This is a genomic window from Alginatibacterium sediminis (assembly GCF_003610775.1).
Lineage (GTDB): Bacteria > Pseudomonadota > Gammaproteobacteria > Enterobacterales > Celerinatantimonadaceae > Alginatibacterium > Alginatibacterium sediminis.
Genome location: NZ_RAQO01000008.1, coordinates 307,241 through 324,833 on the forward strand (window position 1 = coordinate 307,241; position 17,593 = coordinate 324,833).

A 17,593-nucleotide genomic window follows, 5' to 3' on the forward strand; every position below is an offset into this window, starting at 1 on the left:
ATCTTAGCAAGGTTGCAACAGGATATGCTTCGAAGGATAACAATGATTAGTGAAATCATCATCTGTGATGATTCAAATCTAGCTCGTAAACAAATGGCTAGAGCTCTCCCCTATGAGCTTGACGCTAAAATCCACTTCGCAGGAAATGGATTACAAGCCCTAGAGATGATCCGAACTAAAAGCTTCGATCTCATGTTTTTAGATTTGACGATGCCAGTCATGGATGGCTACCAGGTTTTAGCCGCACTCCAAGCCGAAGGACACGACTTACACGTTATAGTTGTATCGGGAGACATCCAGGAAAAAGCTCAACAAAAAGTGACACACCTTGGTGCAAAGGCTTTTATTCAAAAACCTTGCGATCCTCAAAAAATTGAAAGCATTCTAAAGGACTTACCTTTACAGGGTTTAAACCCTGTTGCACAAGCACAAAATAATCAACATCAAGACTTTTCCAACCCTACCCCTCCACTAGAACGCTTACGAGAAATTACTAATGTCGCTATGGGGCAAGCAGCAAGCCTATTAGCACGCGAAATTGGCGTTTTCGTGAATGTTCCAATTCCTCTAGTCAACGAAGTACAACCCAGTGAACTAGTGATGGCTATTCAATCGCTGGGTAAAGGACAACAACGAAAAGGCGTCTGTCAGGGCTTTGTTGCCAGCGGCATCCGTGGCGAAGCCATGCTCATTTTGCATGATGACGATTTGAAACTGTTAGCCGAGGTCTTTGAATTTAAACAAAGCGACTACAGTTCAAGTAGTAGCGAGATTTTGATGGAGGTGGCCAGTATTCTTATTTCGGCCTGCCTTAAAGGCATTGGCGACCAATTGTCTCTTCGCTTTAGCCAAGGTACTCCTATTACTCTTGGTAAAAATGAAACCTTAGAGCAATTAATCGAGCGAGGCTCGCAACAATGGGCAAATACACTCGCTGTTGAAATTGACTACTACATCGAAAGTCATGGTATTCAGTGCACCTTACTGCTGTTGTTTCCTGAAAACAGCATCGATAAATTACACCAACTAACTGCATATTTCGAAGGCTAGCAATGCAAAAAAAATTAGCAGAGATCGCTGAATTCCATTGGATGCTAGAAATGGTTCATACCATTGATGCGGGTCTCATGGTCATAGACAAACAGGCTCGCATCCAAGTTTGGAATTCCTTTATGGAAAACCACAGTGGGTTCTCTGCTCAACAAGTATCGAATAAACAATTATTCGATGTCTTTCCAGACTTAGCACGCAGTTGGTTAGAGCGGAAAATTGAAACCGTTTTTAAACTACGCACCCCCTCTTTTACCACCTGGGAGCAGCGTCCATTTGTGTTTGAGTTTGGTAATTACCGGCCGCTAACCGGTAAAAGTGCCCACATGTACCAGAACATGACCATGATTCCATTAAACTCTGTTAGTGGTGACGTTGACCATTTGTGTATCATTATTTACGACGTAAGTGATGTGGCCAATAGCCAACTTCAATTAGCCGATGTTAACCAAGAACTTAAAGTTTTAAGCCGTACAGATCGATTAACCGGACTATTTAATCGCGGTTACTGGGAGGAGCAACTCAGTAGCGAGTTCAATCGTTTTAAGCGAACCCAAAAAACCTCAACGTTGGTGATGTTTGACATCGACCACTTTAAGGCGGTAAACGATAATTATGGGCACCATGTTGGCGATGAAGTTATCAAGGTCTGTAGCTTTTATTTTCAACAATGCGCGCGTAATACTGATGTTGTTGGTCGCTACGGTGGCGAAGAGTTTGGGGCTATTCTTATTGATACCGATGCGCAACAAGCGATGTTTTTTTGCGAACGCTTACGTAAAAAAATTGCTGAACACCGGTTCGAACTACAAGGTTTCAGCTTCAATATTACGATCAGCTTGGGTATATGTGAATCCGATCCGGGCATGCTCGACCATACGCAATGGATTCAGGGCTCAGATAAAGCACTTTATACCTCTAAAGAATCTGGCCGTAACCTTACTAGTAGCATAAGATTTTCTGAATTATCACTCGAATAATTGGAGCAGTTTTTAGGGCTCTCACTTTCGATTATCGCTGCCAAAATCGTTTCATACTTTCTTTATACACATCACCGGAAGTCAAGCCTACATCTTTTAGTAAGTAGTCTGGCAGGCTCTGTAATTGACGGCGGTACTTTATCCGTTCAAACCAGGTATTGACTACCTCTATATAGGCAAGTAGCGAATTCCGAGGTGGGCAGCCTTGATACGTTCTAACACTATCGATTACTTTACTCATACTAATATCCCTTAGCTTTGAGTAGCACTTGATTGCTAACTTACGCTTAAAATTTAGCCGAATCTCGGGTATACTGACAAACGATTAAAATCATCATTGAGTTTAGGTAAACTAAAGTGAAAGAACGTCTACCTCCATTAAACAGCTTGTACTATTTTCATTGGGCCGCTCAGTTACTAAGCTTTAGCGCTGCTGCCAATGAGCTCAATGTCAGCGCCGGTGCTATTAGCCAGCAAATACGCCAACTTGAAGACCGCCTGCAATGCCGTTTGTTCGAAAGGCAGCACCGACAGGTTCAGTTAAGCGAACAAGGCGAGATTCTATTTCGCTATACGACAAGTGGCTTCGCCGCGTTGCAAGATGGCGTGCGGCAACTTAACGGTGACCCCGATCCAAGCAGTTTGTCACTGTCTGTAATTCCTTCATTTGCTCAGCAATGGCTGGTTCCAAGACTTGGAAGCTTTAGTCAGCAGCACAGTGAGCTTTCGGTTCTACTGCAATCAAGTAATGCCTTAGTGGACTTTCGTAAGCACCGCGTTGATCTTTGTGTACGTTACGGTATGGGGAAATATGCTGATTTAGAAAGTCATTGGCTCATGGATGATTTTTTGTATCCGGTTTGCCACCCTATCTATCAAGAGCGACATCAAATCTACAAACTTGAAGACTTAAGTAAGGCTGATTTACTTGAAGATGCTCGTCCAGATATGAATTGGAATTATTGGTTAGAGTTGGCTGGGCACGACCCCCAGACCATTAAACCAAGTTTACGTTATCAAGGTGCGCACTTGGTTGTTCAAGGAGCCTTAGCCGTGCAGGGAGTTGCCTTAGTGCGACATAATGTCGCTTGGAAATTTATCGAAGAAGGTACATTAGTGCGTATAGGTGATATCGATATTCGGTCGGCCTATCGGTATTTTCTGTGCGCGCCATCGAGCTACTTTAAGCGTTCTAAAATTAGAAGTTTTGAAACTTGGATTCAAGAGCAAGCAAGCTTGTTTTGGCAACAAAGTCTAGCCAAAGACGCTGCGCAGCGTCGAGTTATAGACGCGCCTGAATTTGACGATAGCGGTTCTTGATTTAGTTTTAATAACGCTTAAGTACACAAACACAATCAATCGATTTGCTAGAAGAAGAGATATTATTCATAGGTCATCGAAAAATGCTGCCCTTTATGCGAAGGATTCTGATGATTGTATAAGTCGCTTTGGATTCAGTACGATATTCTTCCACCCATAGCGCTTATATTTTCCTATACACTTGAAGCTGACATGCACCACAGTGAATTTCTGTCCCTACCCTCAGTTCACCCTGGCAATAATGACACTTACTATGTTGTAACAGCGGAATGGATTGGCGTATTTCAACTTTAGATTGGCTTTTTTTATGGCGAAATAACCACAGTAAACAGCCTAAACTTAAGCACACGGCGCTAATACGCAGCACCAAAATATGTTCAGAAAGTTCAACGGCCTCAGGTTGAAACATAAGAACAACAAGAGCTAATAACACAATGTTTATCACTAATTTTGAAAATAAGCCTGACTGATAGCGTCCATTGGTATCACGTTTACATTCGCTACAAATCCACTGAAAACGGGAGCCCAGAGGGATCAAGCTAAGCCAGAAAAGGTGAAACCAACTCTTCCAAGTCCATTTTTCTGCAATGACAAGTTTCTCGCATGCATTGCAATAATCTTGACTATAAGCGGTGCGCTTTAGTTTGTGTTTTTTAGTGCCGGAGAAAATAAACATGCAAGTGTGTTTCCATGATGGAATTTCTAAATAAATCAATGGTGTGTAAGCTTAATGCCAAGTTGGGCCTTGATTTCGAATCGACTTTATCTCGAAGTGTGGCTTCGCCTTCAGAGTAACGCTGTGTTTTGAAAAGCGCTCAAAGCCAATATTGCCTCCCTGCCCCTTTGAAATAAACAGAGTAAAAGCTCGAGATCAGGTCAAACTAACACATTAGCCTCGATTCCATATAGCAAATCATTGCAGAACCTAGTTAGAAATTATTTGAATACCAATACCTAACAGCATTAATTTTTTAAAACAGCTCTTGCAGAACTCCCTAAACCCATAAACACCTGCTCAGCCTTTGCTAACGAAGAGTTACGTCCAGCTAATTTTTATTTGCATGGTTTATCCGAAGTTCTGGTGACCTTGTCAGCGAAACTAAACCAGCAAAAATCAAGCTTTTTGAGTCGAGGTTAAAACTTGAACCACCATTTTTTGACAATAGGCCCGGCCATACATACAAGCCTGTAGCCCTGATGGCTTGACACTACAATATGTGTATTAGATCAGTAACAGTCTTGGAATCGCTGACTTAATAAAGCCCTTATGCATTGCTCTATTAGTGCAGGTGATTCGATTTGAAGTAAATGGCCTTGTTGCTCAAGCTCAATCACTCGACTGTTACTTTTAGGTAAGTGCTGCTTTGCATATCGCGCATTAAGAGGATCAACAAGGCCATCATCTAAACCTTGAATCACTATCGTTGGAATCCCCATAGCAGCCAGTTCTTGCGCAGAATTTTGAAGACCAGGAGCTAAGTTGTACATCTCTTTATTGGAGTCTAGCAACAACTCGCCGATATCAAATTGGGATAAAACCCATGCTCCTGCAACGCTCCCTGCAAACTTGTTGTACCAACGTGGTTTAGCTAAACTTGGGTCTAGCGCTCCAGCCAACAATAAAGCCGCATCAATATCTTCTGATTGTGAAACGAGGCTTGGAATCAAAGAAGCCCCCCACGAGTGCCCAACGATTACCAAAGGCTTATCCGGATTCATGCTTTTAATCTGCTTAAACCAAGGCAATAGAAAATGGGCTTGAGATTCAAAATCACTAACATCTAGCCCTTGCTGTTTTGCTTGCGAAAGTCCCCAGCCAGGCCTGTCTAGAGCGTAAACAAGCATATCGTCAGTTAAACTTGGGCTACCGATTATATAGGCTCCATCAGACCAAGATCCCGGAGTCCCATGTACCCAGACCACCGTTGCCAACGTTGGAGTTCCTTGGCTACGCGAATAAATACTTAATTTACCCAAGTCCAGCTGGTGCTTCGCCAATGCGGGATTATTTTCCAATTGCTGCTCGACGAATAATTGCTGTTGCTCAAGTCCTTTGGGTACTGGGCTACAAGCCGTGATTAAGCCAACAAGTGCTAGCCCGTAGTATTGCCACTGTCTTAATATTTTTACTACCTGCATAAACGGACGACTCCTTGCTTATTCAAAGATACCTAAGTTGCGCAATAACAATGCCACAAAAATAAGCTAAACTGCGTCGATATTCATAAAATTGGTGAGTTATGTTAAACACTGCTAGTGACGCTTTTGAAATCTATCTTAATATTCCCGAACGTTTTCCACCCCTTAGTGAGCGAGCTGTGACTCCCATTTCTATCAGTAGCATGGATGAAATAAGCGCGCAATTTGATGTATTCTTGTTTGACGCTTATGGGGTGTTGAACTGTGGTAGCCAAGCCATTGAGGGCGCCGGTGATAGTATTGAAAAACTGCAAGCGGCCAATAAGCAGGTGTTTGTAGTCACCAATTCTGCTACGCCTAACCCATTACAATTACGCGAAAAGTTTCAAAATCTAGGATTCAATTTCCTAGACCAAAACATCGTCAGTAGCCGCAGTGTTCTTGAGTCCCATCTACAACAACTACCCGCGCAAGCGACCTTAGGTGTAATCAACACTCCTGAACAAGGTCTCGATTGCCAGCAGCCTTGCCACTACGTTGGAGACGAAAAGTTTTGGCAAAGCGACTGCTTTATATTTCTAAGCTCCCAATGCTGGTCTTGGGAATTACAAGGCCAATTGGAAGCAGAGCTTCGTAAAAGACCCCGGCCATTCTGGATTGGTAACCCCGATTTAATAGCCCCCTTAGAGAACTCAATTTCAATTGAACCTGGAAGCTATACTTTTCAAATGTCACAGAGCTTATTTCGACTTAATCGTTACTTCGGAAAACCATTCCCAAGCATTTTTGATGAAGTTAAACGCCGTTGTAATTTAGGATTAACACAAACCATTGACCCACAACGAATGCTGATGGTTGGCGACACACTACATACAGATGTATTGGGAGGTAATGCCGCCGGTCTAAAAACTTTGCTCGTCACAGAGCACGGATTTCTAAAAGGCTTAGATGTCGACAGCCACATACAACGATCCAAGGTGAAGCCCGACTTCATCATAACCAGTATTTAGCAGCTCTATGCTAGGTTAAGAACTGCGGCGCTTAACGTAGCTTGCTGGCCGCACCTAACATCACTTTTTACAGGCTTCTTTTTAGTGAACTTGCTGCGCTACCAATTGCGAAATAAGTGCTTGGTAGTCAGCTACACTGCGCGCACCAACAAGTTGATAATGACTATCCATGGTAATGGTTGGCACCGAATTAACTCCGTTTTGGCGAATAATCTGTTGCTGAGTGAGCAGCTGTGCTTTAGTTGCGTTTTCACTAAGTACAGCTTGAGCCAAATTAGGATCCAGTCCAATGCCTTGGCACAAATCTATCAAAACCGAGGGGTCATTAATATTTTGACCTTCACCAAAATAGGCGCGAAACAAAGCCATATGGAACTCCGTACTTTTGCCATACTCAGATGCCCACAAACTAAGCATATGTGCTTTTAAGGTATTGTAGGTTTTCGTTTCAGCGGTATATTTGAAACGAAAGCCCAAGTCTAAACCCAATTGAGTAATGTGCTCTACAGTCTGTTTCGTTTGTTGGTCGCTATAGCCTAACTTATCACGCCAATGTTCAGTTAGCAGCTTACCCTGCTCTGGAATATTCGGGTTAAGTTGAAAGCTTTGCCACCTAATATCAAACTGTGCATGACTTTTGAATTTCAAGCTCGCTTGCGAAAACCTCAAATAACCAAGGACGCACCAAGGGCATACAAAATCGGACACGATATCGACACGGACTCTTCGTGCATTAGGCAATTCTTTTGTCATTTGCTGTCCCTATTCAAATTCTTCGGCATAGCCTTTAGGCGGTGGTGTCCAAGAACGCTCCAAACTATGCCCTTCATTACGCTCACGCTTGTTCGCGTTTCGAAGTGCATCTTCAAATTGCATAAATAATTCACGGTAGTTAGCGTTAAATTTGTTGTCTTCTGTACTCGCCAGCCAAGTCTCGTAGAGTATGTCTCGACTTTTTTCTTCAGTCTTAGCAAATGAGTTGCGCAAACCAGTGGCTTTAAACGGGTGCATACCCAACTCAATCATACTTTGCTGAGCCATTTCAAGCGCTGAATAATACGTTTCATTAACCACGTAATCAGCGCCTGCTTGGCGTAATTCATATTGATGGCCACGGTCGTAAGAACGCGCTAGGATTTTGAGTTTCGGATAAGCATGTTTGAGTTCAAGCACTAGCTCTGTTGCTCGTTGTCTGTCATCAATCGCGACCACAAATAGGCTTGCCTGTCCGACACCGGCGGTTTCTAACAAGTCCATGCGAGTTGCATCGCCAAAGTAGCTTTTTATGCCTATATTTCGCATCACTTCAATGGCGCTCAAGGATTGGTCGAAAACAATTGTTTTTACGTCATTGGCGGCCAGCAGCCGGTTAACAATTTGTCCGAATCGACCGGTCCCCGCAACTAATACAGGGCCTTGATCGTCAACTTTATCTGGTTCTTGCGTTTTACTTTGACGCTTTTCGTAAATCGGCAAAATTAAACGTTCAAAAGCAATAAATAAGGCCGGTGTGAGCAGCATAGATAGAGCTACAACTAAAGATAAGCGCTGAGAAATATCTAATGGCAAGGCATGATTTTGGGTACTAAAACTTAAGAGTACAAAACCAAACTCCCCCGCTTGAGCGAGGCTCAGAGCAAACAACCACCGGTCACTGCCTTTGACCTTAAATGGGAAAGACAACAACAGTAGAATCCCTGCTTTTAAAGCAATTAATCCTAGTGTTAACCCAATAATAAGACCAAATTCACTAAACAAAATTCCAAAATCAATCCCAGCACCAACCGTGATGAAGAACAAGCCTAAAAGCAAACCTTTAAAAGGTTCAATATTACTCTCAAGCTCATGGCGAAACTCACTATTTGCCAACACAACACCGGCTAAAAAGGTACCTAGAGCCGGTGAAAGCCCTACCAAGCTCATTAAAGCAGCAATGCCAATCACCAACGCTAAAGCTGCGGCGGTAGATATTTCACGCAGTCCTGCACTCGCGACATACTTAAATATTGGTCGGCTAAGGTAATGCCCACCGACAACCACCGCGGCAATCGAGGAAAACAAGGCAATGGCATATGCCCAACCCGGTAAACCAGCCAATAAATTAAGCTCTTCATGGTGCTCTGCTGCCACTTGTAGCGAAGCGGCAGCTTCAACTAACTCTGGTAAGGCAAGCAAAGGAATAAAAGCCAGCATTGGGATTACAGCAATATCTTGAAACAATAATACTGAGAAGGCACTTCGCCCCGCATCACTGCTCATTAAGCCTTTTTCTTGCAAGGTCTGTAATACGATGGCGGTTGAAGACAGTGAAAAAATCAAGCCAATGGTTACTGCCACTGTCCAAGGCAGGTCGAATAGTAGACCGAGCCCTGCGGCGCTGGCAGCGGTTAGGAATACTTGTAAGCCGCCTAAGCCTAATAAACGGTGGCGCATGCTCCAAAGCATTTTAGGCTCAAGTTCAAGACCAACTAAAAACAACATCATCACCACACCAAACTCGGCAAAATGTTGAATAGTTGTAGTTTCGTCGCCAACTAAGCCAACAACAGGACCGATGACAACACCAGCAATCAAGTAGCCAAGTACTGAACCTAAGCCAAAACGTTTAGCGAGCGGTACAGCGATGACAGCAGCAATTAGGTAAATGAAGGCTTGAATAAAATAAATGGTCATAACGATACCTGCTCCTGAGAAACCGCATTTTCAAATTCGGACAACATTAGCTTGCAGGACTTCGCCTTAGCAAAATCGAATCGCTGATGATGCAGAGCATTGAGCAAACGTCGCCACTTATCCAAATGCGCTTCGACGCGCCCTTCATCAAGAGCCGTGCGCGAACCAAACAGTGCAAAGGGAGGTAAATATCGCATTTGGGTGAGGCTGGCAGTTTGCTCTAAAGGCTGCAGAAGCTGCGCGATAGTAAAATGATTGTAGCCTTGTGCTTTATAAGCTGACTCGTTACCACCGGCACTCAGTGCACAAAAGAAGTATTTATCGCGTAGCGCATTACCCTCATGCCCATAGGCAAAGCCATACTCAAGCACTAGGTCTTGCCACTCTTTTAAAATCGCCGGAGTAGAATACCAATACATAGGAAACTGAAAAATGATGATGTCATGTTCTCGCAAGCGCTGCTGTTCTACGTCAATATCAATCTGAAACGTAGGATACTCTGCGTAGAGGTCCACACAGGTGACACCTTCAATCGATTGAGCACTTTGAAACATGCGTTGGTTAATTTCAGAACGATCGCTGCTTGGGTGAGCGTACAACAACAAAATTCGACTAGCCATAAGTTGCAAATCCTTTTTACCGACTAATTATAAACTAACACAAATTGGATAAAAAAAAGGGAAGGCGTTTAGACCTTCCCTCACGATACGCTCACGAGTATTTACTATTCGCGGATCAGGTAATCGCCTAAACCGATCCACTTGTAAGTGGTGAGTTCTTTTAGTCCCATAGGGCCTCGGGCATGAAGTTTTTGAGTACTCACTGCAACTTCGGCTCCCAGTCCAAATTGGCTTCCATCGGTAAAGCGTGTACTGGCATTTACATATACTGCAGCTGAATTTACTTCACTAATAAACCGATTTGCACGAGACCAATCTTCGGTCAAGATACTGTCAGAATGTTGGGTTGAATGGGCTCTAATATGCGCGATAGCAGGCGCTAGGTCGTCAACAATTTTGACCCCTAGGGTTAAGCCCATCCATTCCATGTCAAAGTCATTCTCTTTAGCAGCTTCAAGCAATGGGTATCCCAGCTGTTGAAGGATCTCAAAGCTTTCAGGGTCAGCTTTAAGGTTGACACTGCTTGCGGTTAAACGTTTGGCTAATAAAGGTAGCAAGGTTTCAGCAACGTCACGGTGCAATAAGATTGTATCTAAGGCATTACACACACTAGGACGTTGTACTTTAGCGTTCTCAATAATATCAACGGCTTTATCTAGTTTCGCACTTGAATCAACAAACACATGGCAAATTCCGATGCCACCGGTGATCACGGGGATAGTTGCCTGCTCTTTGCACAAGCGATGTAAGCCGGCGCCACCACGCGGAATAATCATATCCACATATTGGTCAAGTTTGAGTAATTCGGTGACATAAGCGCGGTCAGGAGATTCAATGTATTGAATCGCTGTCTCGGGAAGACCGGCCTTATTCAGCGCTTCTTGAATCACTTTAACTAAAACTAAGTTAGAATTTAAAGTCTCTTTGCCTCCACGTAAAATAGCAGCATTACCGGTTTTTAAGGCCAAGGCTGCAATATCAATAGTGACATTAGGTCTCGCCTCGTAGATCACACCTAGTACACCTACGGGTATACGACGTTTACTTAAGCGCAAGCCGTTTTCGAGAACTTTACCTTCAAATTCTTGCCCTACTGGATCTTCAAGTTGCGTCACCATACGCACGTCGGCGGCAATCGCTTCAAGACGCTCACCCGTCAATAGCAGGCGGTCCAACAATGAAGGGGCTAAGCCCGCTTTCTCACCCGCTGCTATATCAATAGCATTGGCCTTAAGAATCAATGATTGCTGAGCAATAATTTGGTCCGCTATGATTTGCAATGCGGCATTTTTTTGCTGAGTACCGAGCTGAGATAACACGTAGCTCGCTTGCTGAGCCTGTTGACCTAGTTGTTCCAGTTGCATACCATTTTCCTTTATATCAAGACCATGTCGTCACGGTGGATGACCACCGAGCCATAACCGTAGCCTAAAATTGAATCAATTTGATCTGAATGCTGCCCTTTTATCTTTTGCATATCGGCGGTGTTGTAGCGACATATGCCTCGGGCTATTTCTTGTCGTTCCGGGGTTAGTATTCTTAGTACATCGCCGCGTTTAAACTCACCAGTAACTTGCATCACGCCTTTAGGCAGCAAACTAGAACCTTTTCGTTGAACAGCATTACAGGCACCGGCATCTAGAATTAATGTTCCCTGAGGAGGGGGACCAGCAAATATCCAACGTTTGCGATTTTCCAAAGGTGATGAAAGCGCGGTAAACTTGGTCCCTACTCGCTCTCCTTTTGCTAAGCGGCACAGCACTTGTGGAGCATGTCCGGAAGCAACGACAACCTCAATAGCGGCTCGGCGAGCAACATCAGCAGCTTGTAGTTTTGTAGCCATACCACCGGTGCCTAAACCACTAACACTGTCTCCGGCAAGGGAGCGCAAAGTGTCATCAATGGTTTGAACTTCTTCGATTAATTCTGCATCTGGATTGTTTCGTGGGTCTGCTGTAAACAGACCAGGCTGGTCGGTAAGTAAAACCAACTTATTGGCTTCGGCAAGGATCGAGACTAACGCTGAAAGGTTATCGTTATCACCGACTTTAATTTCCGCGGTGGCTACAGCATCGTTCTCGTTCACAACCGGAATAATGCGATGGTCTAGCAATGACTTTAAGGTATCGCGGGCATTAAGAAATCGCTCTCGGTCTTCTAAGTCAGCGCGAGTCAATAACATTTGCCCAACAAAAAGCCCATATATACTGAACAGATTTTCCCAGACTTGGATAAGTCGACTTTGGCCAACTGCTGCCAGCATCTGTTTATTAGCAATGGTAGAGGAAATATGAGCGTGCTTCTCGGCCAAGTGCTCTCGTCCCGCTGCAATTGCGCCAGATGTCACTAATACCACACGGTGTCCTGCCTTATGCAAAACAGCGATTTGGCGGACCAGCTCAACCATATGTGCCCGGTCGAGTTTGTCGCTACCACTTGTCAGAACGCTCGTTCCAAGCTTAACGACGATGATTTGTTTAATCACTTAAAATGCTCACTAGAGAGGGAAACTGACAGATAATTTAGCGCTTAGTTTACCCCAGATGATAGCAAGGATCAGCCCATTTAAACCCAATACTTTAGCTCAATTGCGCATCAGTTATGGTTAAAGGGGCTACGCTAAGGTGCAGGCTGGTTAAGCTGCGGGGAGAATCTGCTGCGGCTGAATTGTACTTGAGGGTTCAAGCTTAAGATCAAAATCAGACAACAAGGCATGAAGTTTAGGATAGAAGTCCAGTAAGCTGGATTTCACCTGTTCATGATGTTCATCGGGAATATCTTGTTCGGTCCACAGTCCGTCAACGCTGTGTAAACCGAATCGATAACTGTAGTTAAGTGTACCTTCAGTGACTTGCTCAACTTCAAACCACCATCCGTAAAACTCGCGTTCATCAGCCGGTGGGTTTGCATCAGTGCATGCAGCAAGACAATCGAAAAAATAGTGATGCTCTTTACAGCGTTCTTTGCGCAAATAGGGACCAATTTTTAACATCCGCGCTAACAATTTGTGATGGCTTGGCCACTGCTTTTCCATGTCCTACAGACCCTCGCATTCTATGATCAATATGGTTTCGTTGATCAATTTTAAATCAACACATTGTCTATAATGCTTGTAATTCAATCATTTCACAAATGCTTTTGTAACCAGAGTGTTGCTTCATTGAGTGCACCCGATAAGCGATCAGTAATCTGAGTGTTCTTTAAGGTCTTCATTTCACAGCAACGCGACACACTTGAAATCAGCTGCGCATCTTGCGCCGGACAAAGTTCATCGTCTTCGATTATCATCGCTAATACTGGCGCCTGAATTTTACCGCTTCCCAGTAAACCTTGAGTTTTTAGCGACAATGAGCGTGCGCTATAGAACAGCTTATCTTCGTAACTTGAGTCTTCGCCAAATCGATTGGCGAGGCAATCCCGCATCATTTGTGGCAGATCATGAAAGGCCTGTACTGATGAGTAAACATGATCAACAGGTGAACCAATGGTAATAATTGCTTTCAGTTGCATAGGGGCAAGAAAACCAACACGAATGGCGAGATTACCGCCAAATCGATAACCCAACATTGCCACACGTTCGCTATCAACCCAGGGGACATTTTTTAGGTGATTTAACACTGCCATATGCAGCTGCGTGCTATCTTGCTTTAAGTGCCACCGGCTGTTGGAACCACAACCGGGGATATCTACCGTGAGCATAGCAAATCCAGCAGGACCTAAGAACTTCTCGTAAAATGGCCAGTAGTCGCTTTGAATGCTATCGACGCTACCACTCACAACAACCACCGGTTTTACACTATCGGTATCGGGCAACAACAGATTACAGCTGATGAAGCGACCTTCATAAGGAACTTTTATTTGTCTGTAGATAGTCCCGTGATGCGCAACCGCACTCACAAAATTAGTATGTGCAATCACTTGCGCACTGGCGGCGCTGTCATCACCGCGATAGTGAGGAAAACTAGCTATTGACGCACAATGAAAGGCAATTCGGTGTTGATCGTAGGCACGCTCACTATTACCTTCTTCGGCCGCTAACTTAGCCTTGGTTTGATGATGTACGGCGCGTTGCGTCCACTCATAGGTCCAATTTCCAGGCTGATATCCGGCGACGGTATCTAGTAGTTCACTGGTGCGCGTTTTTTGACATACGGCAATTTGAGACAACAAGGCTTCGGTGCCCAGCGCAGGTACACCTTGCCAAGCCCACAGTTGTCGTCGTAACAAGCGATACCAAGCCCCATGCGTACTATGCGGCACGACTTGCAATTGAGAAGCCTTAGCATTCGAAAGCGTTGATGTTTCACGCTTTAACACTTGTGGTTTAAATAATGACTCAGATAAATTATCAGACATAGCATTGATACTTGTGAGCTAGTTACTTAACTATAAAAAAAGCTGCCCCATTGGGACAGCTTTTAGATCAATAAATGACGAATTAACGCTTTAGAAGAATGCGAATTTCAATGCGAATAGCACCGAAAGAACCCAAACACTAGCTGGGACACTCTTATAACGGCCACTTAGCAATTTAATGAGGGCATAGCTCATAAAGCCAAACGCAATCCCATCAGCAATTGAGAATGAAAGCGGCGTAATAATAGCGATAATGGCTGCAGGGGCGGCATCGGTAAGATCGGTCCAGTCAATATTCGCTAATCCCGAAAGCATCAGCACACATACATAAAATAGCGCGCCTGCAGTCGCATAAGCTGGAACCATGCCAGCTAAAGGCGAGAAGAACAAAGCAAAAAGAAATAGTATCCCTACCACAACAGCTGTAAGACCAGTTCGACCACCGGCTTCTACTCCAGCGCCACTTTCAATATATGAAGTTGTACTAGAGGTTCCCATCATTGAGCCAGCAATGGTTGCCGTTGAGTCGGCTAGCAAGGCTTTCTTCAAATTAGGTAGTTCACCTTTTTCGTTAAGTAGCTTACCGCGTTGCGCAACCGCAGTTAAGGTACCTGCGGTATCAAACAAATCAACAAACAAGAATGCAAAAATAACGCTGATCATGGCTACATCGAATGCACCTGCTATATCAAGCTGCATGATGGTTGGCATGATTGAAGGTGGTGCAGAAAAGATGCCGCTATATTCTGTTAATCCTAGAAGAATCGAAATGACAGTAATTGCGAGAATTGAAATAAGAACCCCGCCCTTAATTTTCCGATACTCTAGCGCAATAATGAGCACGAAACCTAAGCAAGCCAAGATGAACTCAGGGGCATGTATATCGCCTAGCCCAACCATAGTCGCGGGATTGCTGACAACGATACCTGCATTCTTTAGCGCGATTAGCCCTAAGAATAAACCAATACCAGCTGCAATACCGGTACGTAAGGTCGCTGGTATTGAGTTAATAATCCACTCGCGAACTTTAAATACACTCAAAGCTAGGAAGATAGTACCGGATAGAAATACAGCGCCAAGGGCAACTTGCCACGTATGGCCCATGCCTAACACGACACCGTAGGTGAAAAAGGCATTCAAGCCCATACCCGGCGCTTGTGCTATTGGATAGTTAGCGTAAAAACCCATGATGAAACAACCCACAGCAGCCGCTAGACAGGTAGCAACAAATACAGCTCCTGAGTCCATTCCGGTTGCAGATAGCATGCTCGGGTTGACGAAAATAATGTAGGCCATAGTTAAAAAGGTAGTTAACCCGGCAACTATTTCGGTACGAACATTAGTTCCATGTTCTTTGAGTTTAAAGATGGTTTCGAGCATTAGTAGTTCCTTGAGCTGGCTAAATTTTGAGCAGAGCGATTTAGATTTGAAGCGATTATAGACAGCCGTTGCTCATTTTACTAGCAACAAAAACACTTCTAACAAATTCGATAAAAATTCGCTAAGTTTATGTTCTAATTATGAAATATTCAGCAAACAAGCTGACCATCTGGTTATGTTTTTGACTCTAAATCACTCTTTTAGGGCAAAGACAAAACAATCCTCGGCTGTTGGTGTATTATTTAGGTTTTATTAGTAGTTAATTGTTGAGGTACCAGATGTCTGAGCTATCAATGCTGCAGCCAAACGAATTATGGCGATTCTTTTCCAACATTTGCGCAATCCCCCGCCCAAGTAAACATGAACAAGCGCTAAGTGACTGGATTGTGTCTTGGGCACAAACCAAAAAAATTGATTATCAGATCGATAGCATCGGCAATATCATATTGAAAAAAGCGGCAACTAGCGGATACGAAGATCGCCAGACAGTCGCTCTTCAAGCTCACCTAGATATGGTTCCTCAGGCTAATAGCGATTCAAATCACAACTTCACTACGGATCCAATTCAGGCCTATGTTGATGGAGACTGGGTTACGGCAAAGGGAACAACACTAGGTGCCGATAACGGTATCGGTCTTGCCTCAATCTTAGCCGTGTTTGATGCAAGCGATATCGCTCATGGCCCGATAGAAGCGCTACTCACCATCGATGAAGAAGCAGGTATGACTGGCGCTTTCGGCCTAGAACCTGGCATTCTTAAAGCCAGTATTTTGCTCAATACCGACTCAGAGCAAGAAGGTGAAGTTTATATGGGGTGTGCCGGAGGTGGTGACACAAGTGCAGTTTTTGAAGTTAGCCAGCAACGCTGTCCTGCTGATGCTAAGGCTATTTCCATTAGCATTTCTGGTCTTAAGGGTGGACACTCAGGTTGCGATATCGACACCGGGCGTGCCAATGCTAACAAGCTAATGTTGCGTTTACTTGCTAAAGCACAATCACAAAGCAAAGTGCAAATTGCAAGTTTGCATGGTGGTAGTTTACGTAATGCGATCCCACGAGAAGCCAAAACAAGCTTTGTTTTCGAAGCGGCCCAACTGGCTGACATGCAACACATTTTGAAACTCGAAGTTGATGATATTGCAGCCGAGTACGCAAACGTTGAAACCAACTTAAGCATTGAATTAAATACTATCGACGCACCAGTAGATGCGATTAGCACCACCAACAGTGCTGAAATTATTGCCAGCCTGAATGCTTGTCCAAACGGCATTATTAGCATGAGTCAAGATATTCAAGGTATTGTTGAAACTTCGCTAAACCTTGGCGTTATTCGCTTCGAAGCCAATCAAGTCTCAGCTTTAATTCTGGCTCGCTCTTTAAGTGATTCAGGTCGTCTATATGTTGAATCAATGTTGGCATCATTGTTTGAACTAACTAGCGCTAGCCTAAGTCACTCTGGTGCCTATCCTGGTTGGAAGCCTGATACAGACTCTAAGATCATGAAAGTCGTTCAAGATAGCTATCAAGAACTATTCAATAAGCGCCCTAACATTATGGTGATACATGCGGGTCTAGAGTGTGGGTTGTTCAAAACTGCCTATCCTGATTTGGACATGGTGTCTTTTGGCCCAACGATCAAATTTCCGCATAGTCCAGATGAGAAAGTAGAAATCGCAACCGTAGCTCGCTACTGGGAACTAATGAAGAAAACATTGGCTAACATCCCGGTTAAGTAACAGCCAACTCATTCGCGACTCGGTTTTCTTATCCTTGTAAGGAAATCGTTTCGACATTGCGTTTGATTGGGAACTAATTGGCAACTAAATCAGTGGCAGCAGCATTTGCTCTGCCGCTTTTCAGAAACCTAAAGGCCTTTGGGCAACGCCTATAACGACGACATAAATCTCAAATACCCAATTAAAAATGGGTCCTATTATTTACTCTGTGTGTATACCCTTCAAATCTGGTCGATTACTTCTACCCCAATAGACAAATCACAAGCCTTAACTAGCTTCACCTATTCCACAATTACTTTTACTTAAAGTACATACAAGCTTCAGTCACT

General features: G+C 43.9%; 16 protein-coding genes. 5 read left to right on the top strand and 11 right to left on the bottom strand.

The features are described 5' to 3' along the window. The first annotated feature begins 42 nt into the window (after window positions 1-42). Window positions 43-1,050, top strand: a complete 1,008-nt coding sequence (locus DBZ36_RS15310) for a response regulator (RefSeq protein ID WP_158589120.1) — start codon at window positions 43-45, stop codon at window positions 1,048-1,050. 2 nt (window positions 1,051-1,052) lie between these two features. Next, entirely contained in the window at window positions 1,053-2,030 is a 978-nt protein-coding gene (locus DBZ36_RS15315) for a sensor domain-containing diguanylate cyclase (protein ID WP_199711891.1), read from the top strand. 31 nt (window positions 2,031-2,061) lie between these two features. On the opposite strand, the gene DBZ36_RS15320 is transcribed toward DBZ36_RS15315, so the two are convergent. Further along, window positions 2,062-2,271, bottom strand: coding sequence for a DUF1127 domain-containing protein (locus DBZ36_RS15320; protein WP_120355832.1), 210 nt, complete (start codon window positions 2,269-2,271; stop codon window positions 2,062-2,064). 116 nt (window positions 2,272-2,387) lie between these two features. Here DBZ36_RS15320 and DBZ36_RS15325 point away from each other — a divergent pair, with 116 nt between their 5' ends. Beyond that, window positions 2,388-3,350, top strand: coding sequence for a LysR substrate-binding domain-containing protein (locus DBZ36_RS15325; protein ID WP_120355833.1), 963 nt, complete (start codon window positions 2,388-2,390; stop codon window positions 3,348-3,350). Between the two features lie 163 nt (window positions 3,351-3,513). On the opposite strand, the gene DBZ36_RS15330 is transcribed toward DBZ36_RS15325, so the two are convergent. Then, complete coding sequence (locus DBZ36_RS15330; RefSeq protein ID WP_120355834.1) at window positions 3,514-4,026, bottom strand: hypothetical protein; 513 nt, start codon at window positions 4,024-4,026, stop codon at window positions 3,514-3,516. A 551-nt stretch (window positions 4,027-4,577) separates the two neighbouring features. Next, entirely contained in the window at window positions 4,578-5,489 is a 912-nt protein-coding gene (locus DBZ36_RS15335; protein WP_120355835.1) for an alpha/beta fold hydrolase, read from the bottom strand. Between the two features lie 101 nt (window positions 5,490-5,590). Here DBZ36_RS15335 and DBZ36_RS15340 point away from each other — a divergent pair, with 101 nt between their 5' ends. Beyond that, on the top strand, window positions 5,591-6,499 hold the full coding sequence (locus DBZ36_RS15340; protein ID WP_120355836.1) for an HAD-IIA family hydrolase: 909 nt from the start codon (window positions 5,591-5,593) through the stop codon (window positions 6,497-6,499). A gap of 81 nt (window positions 6,500-6,580) precedes the next feature. On the opposite strand, the gene DBZ36_RS15345 is transcribed toward DBZ36_RS15340, so the two are convergent. From DBZ36_RS15345 to DBZ36_RS15380, 8 genes are all read right to left on the bottom strand, one after another. Continuing rightward, the gene (locus DBZ36_RS15345; RefSeq protein ID WP_120355837.1) at window positions 6,581-7,252 is read right to left on the bottom strand and encodes a DsbA family oxidoreductase; all 672 of its coding nucleotides are present in this window, start codon (window positions 7,250-7,252) and stop codon (window positions 6,581-6,583) included. Window positions 7,253-7,261: 9 nt separating this feature from the next. Next, window positions 7,262-9,172, bottom strand: a complete 1,911-nt coding sequence (locus DBZ36_RS15350) for a monovalent cation:proton antiporter-2 (CPA2) family protein (RefSeq protein WP_120355838.1) — start codon at window positions 9,170-9,172, stop codon at window positions 7,262-7,264. Then, window positions 9,169-9,792 (bottom strand): NAD(P)H-dependent oxidoreductase, encoded by a 624-nt coding sequence (locus DBZ36_RS15355; protein ID WP_120355839.1) that lies wholly within the window; start codon window positions 9,790-9,792, stop codon window positions 9,169-9,171. The genes DBZ36_RS15350 and DBZ36_RS15355 overlap by 4 nt, the downstream gene beginning before the upstream one ends. Window positions 9,793-9,896: 104 nt before the next feature. Continuing rightward, complete coding sequence (locus DBZ36_RS15360; RefSeq protein WP_120355840.1) at window positions 9,897-11,156, bottom strand: glutamate-5-semialdehyde dehydrogenase; 1,260 nt, start codon at window positions 11,154-11,156, stop codon at window positions 9,897-9,899. An 11-nt stretch (window positions 11,157-11,167) separates the two neighbouring features. Next, entirely contained in the window at window positions 11,168-12,277 is a 1,110-nt protein-coding gene (proB, locus tag DBZ36_RS15365; RefSeq protein WP_120355841.1) for a glutamate 5-kinase, read from the bottom strand. Between the two features lie 150 nt (window positions 12,278-12,427). Next, window positions 12,428-12,826 (bottom strand): sigma factor-binding protein Crl, encoded by a 399-nt coding sequence (crl, locus tag DBZ36_RS15370; protein WP_120355842.1) that lies wholly within the window; start codon window positions 12,824-12,826, stop codon window positions 12,428-12,430. A 92-nt stretch (window positions 12,827-12,918) separates the two neighbouring features. After that, a complete protein-coding gene (locus DBZ36_RS15375) occupies window positions 12,919-14,148 on the bottom strand; it encodes an alpha/beta hydrolase (RefSeq protein ID WP_120355843.1) in 1,230 nt (409 codons plus the stop codon). Window positions 14,149-14,238: 90 nt separating this feature from the next. Further along, the gene (locus tag DBZ36_RS15380; protein WP_120355844.1) at window positions 14,239-15,528 is read right to left on the bottom strand and encodes an NCS2 family permease; all 1,290 of its coding nucleotides are present in this window, start codon (window positions 15,526-15,528) and stop codon (window positions 14,239-14,241) included. A gap of 278 nt (window positions 15,529-15,806) precedes the next feature. On the opposite strand from DBZ36_RS15380, the gene DBZ36_RS15385 reads away from it, so the two are divergent. Continuing rightward, window positions 15,807-17,264: an aminoacyl-histidine dipeptidase gene (locus DBZ36_RS15385; protein ID WP_120355845.1), complete on the top strand. Its 1,458-nt coding sequence runs from the start codon at window positions 15,807-15,809 to the stop codon at window positions 17,262-17,264. The last annotated feature ends 329 nt before the right edge of the window (window positions 17,265-17,593 follow it).